This is a genomic window from Methylocystis suflitae (assembly GCF_024448135.1).
GTDB classification, from domain to species: domain Bacteria; phylum Pseudomonadota; class Alphaproteobacteria; order Rhizobiales; family Beijerinckiaceae; genus Methylocystis; species Methylocystis suflitae.
Genome location: NZ_JAMRYX010000178.1, coordinates 21656 through 29105, shown reverse-complemented (window position 1 = coordinate 29105; position 7450 = coordinate 21656). Strand labels below are relative to the sequence as shown.

The following is a 7450-nucleotide window of genomic DNA, read 5'->3' as shown; positions in this document are numbered from 1 at the left end:
GCTTCGAACGGCAGGAAGCGCTGAGCGAGACCGCCCACCGTGCCGCCGATCGTCTGACCGAGACCGGCGTTGCCGAAGCGACCGCCGATGAAGCCGCCGAGCGGCGCGCCGATCGCGCCGAGCGCATCGCCGACGATTCCCTGCGGCGCAAATCCAGGCGCGGCCGTCTGCGGGACATAATACATTCCGGCGTAGGCCTGCTGCGGGCCGGCGTCGAAGGGCAGGAAGCGCTGGGCCAGTCCGCCCACCGTGCCGCCGATCGTCTGCCCCAGTCCGGCGTTGCCGAAGCGGCCGCCGATGAAGCCGCCAAGCGGCGCGCCGATCGCGCCAAGCGCATCGCCGACGATCCCCTGCGGCGCAAATCCAGGCGCGGCCGTCTGCGGGACGTAATAGGTTCCGGCGTAAGCCTGCGGGCCGGCGTCGAACGGCAGCAAGCCGCCGAGCACGCCGCCCGCGACGCTGCCGATCTGCCGACCGAGATTCTGATTGCCCAGGGCGCGGCCAAGCGCGCCGCCGCCCAATCCGCCCAGCGCGCTGCCGAGCGCGCCGCCAATGAAGCCTTGCGGCGCAAACATCTGATCGGCGACCATGCCCATCGGCGCGACCGAAGGCGCTGTTCCATTGTAAGCGACTTGCATATCTGATCCTCCCAAAGGGTCAAAGAAATCTGCGCCGCTCAAACACAGGTCGCATTTGCGCATCGACGCAGAGCAAACGATAGGTCCTTTGGGAAGCCCGATATATGTATCGTTGGGCACAGTTGAGGATACATGCGCGGCAAACGCCTCGCGCCAAAAAAATCAATAAGGCGCGGCGTCATCGAACAAGTGCCACAGTGATTTTTGCAGCTTGCGGCTCGTGATATGCGCGCCGGCGGCGCGGCGCTCAAGAACGAGTTTCTTGTCGTGAAAATCTTCCATGCCAACTCGATGGCCAACGCTGATCACCGTCGCGCCGGCGAGATCTTCATTGAACAGGCGCAGCATCGAAACCTGACTCTCTTCGTCGAGCGCCGACGTCGCCTCATCCATGATGATGATCTGCGGCCTTTGCAGCAAGAGCCGAACAAAGGCCGTTCGCTGCCGCTCGCCGCCGGAAAGCATTTGATCCCAGCGCTGCTCTTCGTCGAGATGCTTGACGAGATAACCCAGGCCGCATCGCCGCATCGCGCCTTCGATCATATCGTCGGTGATTTCCTTCTCGGAAATTGAATAGAGCATGGCCTGGCGAAGCGTTCCCAGAGGGACGTAAGGCTTCTGCGGCACAAAGGCGATGTGAGCGCCTTTCGGCAGGAGGATGCGCCCCGAACCCCACGGCCATAATCCAGCGAGGGCGCGAATAAGCGTGCTCTTTCCCGTGCCGCTCGGCCCCGCCACGAGCAGCTTTTCGCCAGCAGGAATGACAACGTTTGCGCTGGCGATCACAATTCGACCGTTGCGATGCGCGACGGCGAGATCCTCTATGTGAATCGTGTCGTCGTCGCTGAAGCCGAAATCGATAAACTCCTTCTCCTCCATGATGACGCCGATATCCAGGCTCTCGAGCGCTTCTGCGAGTTCGTCGACCCGGTTGGCCGAGGCCATCCATTCTGCGAGGCGCACCGAATTGTCGATGAACCAGTTGAAGGCGATCTGCACCGACATGAAGGCGGCGGTAAGCTGCATGACCGCGCCGAGCGTCAGCGCGCCGGAGAGATATTTGGGCGTTACCAGCACGAGCGGAATTAGCGGCACCAGCGCGCCATTGACGCTCTGCACGGTGGCGACCACCCCGTTGCGATGGATCTGACGAATCCAGGCGGCGACGACGCGTCGATAGTTCTGCAGGACAGAACTCAGTTCGTCGGCGTCGCCGCGAATGAGCGCAATGCTTTCCGCGTTCTCCTTCAGCCGTGTGAGTTCGGCGAGGAACTGCGCTTCAGCCTCGTTCTTCTGCGCAACGGCCGGAACGAGCGGACGGCCGGCGAAGTAGGCGAGGCCGCCGGCGATCGTCGCATAAACCACCGCAGCGAAGCCGAGATAACCCGGCAACGCGAGGCGCGCGCCAAACAGATTAAGCTCCAGGGCGCCGCCAACGGTCCACAGAACCCCGACGAAGGCCAACGCCGTCGCCAGCGCGGTCAAAAAGCCGACGGCGAATTCGACCAGCGGATCAACGGAGAATTGCACGTCCTTGGCGATCCGGTATTCCGGCGAGGTCTGCTCGGCTGCGGCGATCTCGAGACGGTAGTAGCGTTGGTCCTCGAGCCACCAGCCGGCGAGTTTTTGCGTGAGCCACTCTCGCCAGCGCATCTGCAACGTCATGCGCGCGATGAGCGTTCCGCTGATGGCGAGGCCGCTGAATGCGACGAGGGCGGGCAACAGGATCGTCGCCCAACTCAGCGCTTCGACGTTCTTGCTTTCGAGCGCGTCGAAAAACTTCCTGTTCCATTCGTTGATGCTGAGCTGCGCGCCAAGTTGCAACGCGATGCAAAGGGCGACCAATCCCGTCAGAGTCCATGCCCGTCGGCTGGTCTCGCCGGCCCAGAATCCAAGCGCAAGCGCGCAGAACTCCCGCCAACGCGCTCGAGCAGGCCGAGTCACCTCTGCAGCTACGTTTGGCGCTATAGCTTGACTATTCACAGTCGAAGCGCCCCTCTGCTTGAGCGCCTCGAAATCGACGAAGGCTCTTGTCGAGCGGCTCAGCGGACATCGCCCTGATGCGCGACTCCTATCTGGCGCGCCGGAACCGCTCGACTACAGCTTTGAAGCGGCCTTTTCGTGAAACCTAGGCGGCCTCACTGGGACATCCCACCGCGAGCGGCTAAGCGGCGCGAGACGCCTTGCGTTCGAAGAACAGCGCCTGGCTGATCGTCGCCTTGACCGTATCGACCTTGTAGGGCTTGCTGATGAGAAACGCCGGCTCGGGCCGCTCGCCGGTCAACAGACGTTCGGGAAATGCCGTAATGAAAATCACCGGGGCGTCGAAAGTTTCGAGCATTTCGTTGACGGCGTTCAGACCAGAACTGCCGTCAGCGAGCTGAATGTCCGCCAGAATCAGCCCCGGCCGCTTGCGCGCCGCGAGCTCCACGGCCTCCTGATGGGTGCGGGCGACGCCGATGATGCGATGGCCCAGATCGCGCGCGATGAACTCGATGTCCTGCGCAATGAGCGACTCATCCTCGATGATGAGCACGTCCGTCGCGACGCGTTCGGCGATTTCCCGGCCGGCCTCCGTTACGAGCGCTTCGACCTCTTCTTCGGTCGCGCCCAGTATGGCGGCGGCGTCAGCCACCGAAAACCCTTCGACCGTGCGCAGCAAAAAAGCCTGTCGCGACCGCGGCGTCAGCAAGCTGATATTCCGCTGTGCTGCGGATATCTCGTCATCGGGCGCTGCTTCGGTGTTCAGCCGGATCGACGACCACGACGTCATGAAGAGGTGGTAAAGCCCGACTTTGGGCGACATATTTGGAGGAAACGCATCCGGATCCGCCACCAGCGCCTCGAGCGTGGCGACGACGTAAGCGTCGCCGCTCTTTTGCGAGCCGCAAAGCGCCCTCGCAAACCGGCGGAGGTAAGGCAGATGCACCGCAATTTCCCGGGAGAGGTTCATGTCTTCATCCTATGGCGTCGAACGCCCAAGTCAATTCAAGCGCCGGTTGATATGTCGCAAAGTTCCTCACTTGCAATGGCGGAACAATTAGTGTTCTTACGCGTTCCATCAAGGGAGGCCGCCGCTTGGCCGCCCCGGGTAGAGACGGCCAGTCTCGGGGCGAACTCGGGGTCGAGAATGAGCCAACGCGAAAATCCTCACGACAGCGACAGCCCTTCCCGCGACGCGGAACCTAACTTGAACAATAAGGCTGGAGGTCGGAAGGAGGCGGATGCTGACGGCTGCCAGGATGCTGACGGCTGCCAAGCGGACCAAGCGGATGGCATAGCGCTAGACCCAAAGGTTCAAGCTCAGCTCGGGCGCGTATTTCGCGCCTATTGCGACGATCTGATCCACCAACCGATTCCAGACAAGTTCACTGTGCTGCTGGCCAAGCTGGAAGCCAAACAGCGCGAAAAGAAATGAGCGACGAGGCCTTCGGAGATCAGATGGTGGCGCAGATGCCCTATCTGCGCGCCTTCGCCATTTCGCTTTGCGGATCACATAGCCTCGCCGACGACCTGGTCCAGGACACTCTGGTCAAGGCCTGGTCGCACGCCGACTCCTTTCAGCCAAACACCAATCTTCGCGCCTGGCTCGTGACCATTCTGCGCAATACCTATTTTTCCAGCTATCGGAAGCGTTCGCGCGAAGTGCAGGACAGCGACAGTCTCCTGGCCCAGCAGATCCCCGTGAAAGGCGGTCAGGAGTCGGCCCTCACCCTGACGGACGTTCAGGCGGCTCTGGATAAGCTCGCCCCCGAGCACAAGGAAATTCTGTTGCTGATCGGGATCACCGAGCTCTCCTACGATGAAGCGGCGGAGATTTGCGGCGTCGCCATCGGCACGGTCAAGAGCCGGTTGAACCGCGCGCGCGCCAAGCTCGCCGAGCATCTTGGCCTGCTCACGCCAAGCGACATTGACACCGATCCCACCGTATCGGACCTCGCAGCGCGCCGACCCTCCCGCGCGGTTTGACAGGCCAAGGCTTCACGTGGGATGCGCGACCGCGAATTCGCGCTATCTGACGGTTACGCCCTGCGGGGTCCAGGAATTTGGCAGCGTAATGACGCAAGGCCTCGAGGGTCACTCCGCCCGGCTGTCGCCGCCCGCGTCGGCGACAGCTAAAGCGGATCCGCGGGCGCAGGGGGTCGCCGCCCTGCGGGCTGCGCTGGCGCTCTTTCTGGCAATGACGTCCGCCGCCCGCGCCGCGGAGAGCCCGGCAGACATGGCCGAGGTCTGGCGCCTGGTCCTTGGCGCGCTCGCAGTCGCGCTGGCGATGACGCTTGCGTTTATTTTCTGGCTGGTGAGACAGCGCCGGGAGACGCAATGGGCGCAACATAAACTCGCCGAATTGAGCCTGGCCTTGGAAGCGCGCGGCGACTCGCATTGGAGCGACACCGGCGTTCCCGAGGTCGATGCGATCGCCCGCAGCGTTCAGGACATGGACGAGCGCCTGCGCGAAAAGCGCAAGCGACTGTCCGAGTTGAACGATTTACTGATGAAAAGCTCGACGATCGTCAGCCGCGCCGGGGCAAATCTGCAAATGCGCGCGCTGCTTGACGCGGTGCCGGTCGGAATCATCATCGCCGAAGCCCCAAGCGGACGGATCGTCGAAGGCAATCACGTCATTGAAGTGATCCTGCGGCGTCCTGTTCGCTACTCGGAAAGCACCCAAGCCTATTCCGAATGGAACGCCATTCATCAGGACGGCCGCCCGGTCGCGAATTACGAATATCCGCTCGCACGCGCCCTTGCTGGGGAGAACCATCCGCAGCTTGAGTGCAAGATCGAGCGCGGCGACGGCGCCTACATCTGGATTAACATCGTCGGCGCGCCGATCCGCGACGACAAGGGCGCCGTTATCGGCGCGATCGTCGCCATTACCGACATCGACGACATCAAGAACACCGAGATACACAATCAGATGATGAATCGCGAGCTTCATCACCGGGTGAACAATTCACTGGCGATGATCCAGGGAATCGCCAATATTACGGCGCGCACGGCGCAGGACTTTTCGAGCTTTCAGCAAGGCTTTTCTCACCGCGTGCAATGTCTGAGCCGCATCTCCACGCTGCTCGTGCAGACCTCTTGGGAACGAACGCCGCTCAAAGACCTGCTCATGATCGCGCTGTCTTGTGGCAGCCACGACTACGCCGATCGCATCTCGCTGTCGGGCGAAGACGTGGAATTGCGCTCAGCGGTCGCCTCCGCCTTGGGTCTGACCATAAATGAACTGCTCGCCAACGCCGAGCAGCACGGAGCGCTCTCCGATGACGACGGCCGAATCGCGATCAGCTGGCGTGTCGATCGTGAAGAGGATCGTCCGCGTCTCATCTTGAATTGGACGGAAATAGGCGGGCCAAAGGTCGAAAGCCCGGAGCAAACCGGAGTCGGGCATTTCCTGATCACCAATGTGCTCGCACGCCAGATGGGCGGCGACGTCAGGCTCTCGTATCACGCCGAAGGCCTGCAAGCCGAATTGTCCGCCGAAATTTAAAGATCCTTGCCGCGCGTCGTCATGCGGCTTGCTGCGGCGTCACCCGCAGCGCGGTGACGCGATTCCTGATCTTGCGCATCACCTCGAAACGGAAGCCGTGATAGGTGAACACCTGCCCGGCTTCCGGAATGGCGCCCGCCTCGTGGATCACGAGGCCCGCGATCGTTGTCGCTTCCTCATCGGGCAGATCCCACGCCATGACGCGATTGAGATCGCGCAACGGCACGGCGCCGTCGACCAGCACCGACCCGTCAGGCTGCGGACGCACGCCCTGCACCGCGAGATCATGTTCATCGCGAATATCGCCGACGATTTCCTCGAGGATATCTTCAAGCGTGACGAGTCCCATCACCTCGCCATATTCGTCGACGACCAAGGCGAAATGCGTCTTGCGCTTGAGGAAGGCTTCGAGCTGATCCTCGAGCGTCGTCGCCTCTGGCACGAACCATGGCGCGAACATCACCTCGTCGACATTGACTTTCGAAGCGTCGCCGCCTGCGGCATTCAGCGCCCGCAGCATGTCCTTCGAATGAAGGACGCCGACGAAATTATCCGGTCGCTCGCGCCAGAGCGGCATGCGGGTGAAGGGCGACGACAGCACCTCGCGCACGATCTGGGCCGGCGGCAGATCCGCGTCGATCGTGCGCATTTTGGTGCGGTGGATCATGACGTCCGAAACATGCAGCACCTGCAAATCGAGGACGCCGCCAAACATGTCGCGCGCGGCGCGCTCGACATTGCCCTCGTCATGCAGAATATCGACGGCGCTCTTTAATTCGTCATAAGGCGAGCGAACCGTTCGGCCATGGCCGACCTCGACGCCCGCCAACGCGAGCACCGTGCGCACGATATATTCGACGCCCGCGAGGAGCGGCCCGACGACTCGCACGAAGGGCGCAATAAACTTCGCGACGCGCAGCGACGTTTCGTCGGGATGATTGATCGCCAGCGTTTTCGGCAGAACCTCGGCGAAGACAAGCAGCAGCACGGTCATGATGACGGTCGCATAAACCGCCCCGTTGTCGCCCGCGACGACAACCAGCACGCTCGTCGTGAAAGCGGAGCCGCCGATATTGACCAGGGTGCCGCCAAGCAACAGCGCGGCGATCATGCGGTTGCGCTGGCGCAGCAGCCGATTGACGGCGGCGGCGCGCTTATCGCCCTCCTTTTCCAGCGAGTGCATCCGGGCGTGCGACGCGGCGGTAAGCGCCGTCTCCGATCCAGCAAAGACGGCGGACAGGAACACGCAAATTATGACGATGCCAACCGCAGTCCATATGTCGACCTGCGGCGCGCCGGATTCGAGCCCATGCATGGC

The 7450-nt window shown here is 62.3% G+C and carries 6 protein-coding genes and 1 pseudogene; 3 read left to right on the top strand and 4 right to left on the bottom strand.

Annotated features, from left to right (window positions below; translation table 11 throughout):
• From NEI07_RS13910 to NEI07_RS13900, 3 genes and pseudogenes are all read right to left on the bottom strand, one after another.
• Positions 1-638, bottom strand: a pseudogene (locus tag NEI07_RS13910) (hypothetical protein); the annotation flags it as partial.
• A 162-nt stretch (positions 639-800) separates the two neighbouring features.
• Positions 801-2582, bottom strand: a complete 1782-nt coding sequence (locus NEI07_RS13905; protein ID WP_256035312.1) for an ABC transporter ATP-binding protein/permease — start codon at positions 2580-2582, stop codon at positions 801-803.
• 220 nt (positions 2583-2802) lie between these two features.
• Positions 2803-3591: a response regulator gene (locus NEI07_RS13900; RefSeq protein WP_256035310.1), complete on the bottom strand. Its 789-nt coding sequence runs from the start codon at positions 3589-3591 to the stop codon at positions 2803-2805.
• Positions 3592-3768: 177 nt separating this feature from the next.
• Between NEI07_RS13900 and NEI07_RS13895 the strand changes: the two genes are divergently transcribed.
• The 3 genes from NEI07_RS13895 (at position 3769) to NEI07_RS13885 (ending at position 6132) form a co-directional block, all read left to right on the top strand.
• Entirely contained in the window at positions 3769-4056 is a 288-nt protein-coding gene (locus tag NEI07_RS13895) for a NepR family anti-sigma factor (protein ID WP_256035309.1), read from the top strand.
• Positions 4053-4607, top strand: a complete 555-nt coding sequence (locus tag NEI07_RS13890) for a sigma-70 family RNA polymerase sigma factor (protein WP_256035307.1) — start codon at positions 4053-4055, stop codon at positions 4605-4607. Before NEI07_RS13895 ends, NEI07_RS13890 begins: the two co-directional genes overlap by 4 nt.
• Before the next feature lie 88 nt (positions 4608-4695).
• Complete coding sequence (locus NEI07_RS13885; protein ID WP_256035305.1) at positions 4696-6132, top strand: HWE histidine kinase domain-containing protein; 1437 nt, start codon at positions 4696-4698, stop codon at positions 6130-6132.
• A gap of 19 nt (positions 6133-6151) precedes the next feature.
• Here the strand turns inward: NEI07_RS13885 and NEI07_RS13880 are convergent, their stop codons facing one another.
• Positions 6152-7447, bottom strand: coding sequence for an HlyC/CorC family transporter (locus NEI07_RS13880; RefSeq protein ID WP_256035304.1), 1296 nt, complete (start codon positions 7445-7447; stop codon positions 6152-6154).
• Positions 7448-7450 lie beyond the last annotated feature (3 nt).

Bases quoted from the DNA above. Each gene is read 5' to 3' on its own strand.
- NEI07_RS13885 (WP_256035305.1), top strand. From the start codon at position 4,696: ATGACGCAAGGCCTCGAGGGTCACTCCGCCCGGCTGTCGCCGCCCGCG.
- NEI07_RS13880 (WP_256035304.1), bottom strand. From the start codon at position 7,447: ATGCATGGGCTCGAATCCGGCGCGCCGCAGGTCGACATATGGACTGCG.
- NEI07_RS13900 (WP_256035310.1), bottom strand. From the start codon at position 3,591: ATGAACCTCTCCCGGGAAATTGCGGTGCATCTGCCTTACCTCCGCCGG.
- NEI07_RS13895 (WP_256035309.1), top strand. From the start codon at position 3,769: ATGAGCCAACGCGAAAATCCTCACGACAGCGACAGCCCTTCCCGCGAC.
- NEI07_RS13890 (WP_256035307.1), top strand. From the start codon at position 4,053: ATGAGCGACGAGGCCTTCGGAGATCAGATGGTGGCGCAGATGCCCTAT.